This window comes from Streptomyces sp. NPDC055287, assembly GCF_053646035.1.
On the sequence record NZ_JBSHNE010000121.1, the window covers coordinates 1 to 1,792 of the forward strand.

Here is a 1,792-nt window from a genome sequence, read left to right on the forward strand (position 1 = left end):
CGGACGCTGTTGGTTAATTCGGCCCTTGCTGTGCCCCGCCGAGCGTCAGCTCGGCGGGGCACAGCGCTGCGAAGTGGCTGGTGCGGGTGAGGGCACGTGGTGTGTCGGTGAGGTGGGCGTCGATGCGGGCGAGGTTCAGTGCAGCCGCGGTGAGCTGGTGTTGGAGGCTGGTCTTCGTCAGGCCCCGGTAGCGGGATCTGCGCAGGCCGCAGCGTCCTACAGCTTGGGAGATGGTTCCTTCGACGCCGGCGCGGATCTTGTAACGCTCTTTCCAGGCGTCGGTTTGCTGCTCGGCTCGGACAGTGCGGATGGTGTCGTGTTCGGCCTGCTGCTGCCGCAGCATGAGTTCCCGGCGGCGGGCGGTGGCCGAGCTTACGCATGAGCGCAGGTCGGGGCAGGGGCCGCAGCGGCTGGCGGGGAACCGCACACGGATGACCGGCAGACCCTTGGAATCGGTGCGGGGATACCAGTCCGTGGCGGTGGCCCCGCTGGGACAGGACACCTGCCTGCGTTCCCAGTCGATGGTGAACGCGTCCAGCCCGAAGGCGCCCTTGGCCTGGGACGAAGTGTTCCCGGCCAGCGGCCCGTGCAGTGCGATGCCGTGCCCGGTGCGGGCGGCGAGGATGTGGGCGGCGGTGGGATACCCGGCATCCACCCAGTGCTCGGCGGGCAGGCAGCCCCGTGCGGCGAGGGACGTGTGGATCTCCTCGTTCATCGCGCTGTCCGCGACGGTGGCCACGGTGGTTGCCACGTTGGTGACCAGGTTCGGGGTGTCCTCGCCGCAGGTCTCGGTGAGGTGGACCTTGTATCCGTCCCACAGGGTGTCCCGTTTGATCCCCGTGCGGGCGTCGGAGTCATAGGGAGTGAGCAGGCGCATCGAGGCCGGTGCCCGGTCTTTTGGGCCCCGGCGCGTCACCTCGCCGTCCACCTGGTGGAAGTGCTGGACCCAGACCTGACGCAGCGTCTCCACTTCCGCGAGCGCGCGCAGTGCCGGCGGGGCGTCAGTGGCGAAGACCGCTGCCAGAAGGTGCGTCCCGTCCCTGCCGATCCGTGAGCCCACCTCGTCGCGTTTGGCATGGGCCTTGGGGAACCGGGAGTCCTCGGCTCTCGTGGCGTAGTGCTTGAACCAGTCCGGCTCCGCGATGCTCGCCAGCCAGTCACCTGCGGCCTGGGCGAGCGCGTTCAGCGCCGAGCGCAGGGTCTCGGCCACCATCTCCAGCCAGGACAGCTCACGCGCCGACGAGAGCACATGCGTGGCATCGGTGCGGGCCCGGCCTGCCGTCTTGAGCAGGCCCTTCTCCCGGGCCGCGCTCAGGATGCCGTCCAGCACCCGCCGCCCGGCATCCACCTCCACCAGCCGGTCCCGGAACTCCGACAGCACCGAGAAGTCAAACCCCGGATCGTCCAGCTCCAGGCCGAGGGCGTACTTGAAGTCGATCCGCGCCCGCACCGCCTCCGCGGCCTGCCGGTCGGTCAGCCCCTCGACGAACTGCAGTACCAAAATCAGCGCGAGCCGCCCGGGCGACCAGGCGGGCCTGCCCCGGGCCGCGAACAGGTCTGCGAAGTCCTCGTCCGTGAATAACGGCCCCAGCTCGTCCCTGACCCGGATCGCAAGACTCCCCTTCGGGAACGCGGCCCCCGCCACCCGCACCGTCTCCGCCGGAATCTTCCCCGAATCCTTCGGCTGCATCGACACCCGCACCCACCCCAAACAACAACGTCGGCCTTCAAGACCACAACCGGGTCCTGAAGGCCGACGTCACGCGAAGGGCCGAATTAACCAACAGCGTCC

At 69.3% G+C, this 1,792-nt stretch carries 1 protein-coding gene; it reads right to left on the reverse strand.

What is annotated here, in order from left to right; all coding sequences use genetic code 11:
* Positions 1 to 13 precede the first annotated feature (13 nt).
* A complete protein-coding gene (locus tag ACWIHY_RS40235; RefSeq protein ID WP_454381713.1) occupies positions 14 to 1,690 on the reverse strand; it encodes an IS1182 family transposase in 1,677 nt (558 codons plus the stop codon).
* Positions 1,691 to 1,792: the final 102 nt, after the last annotated feature.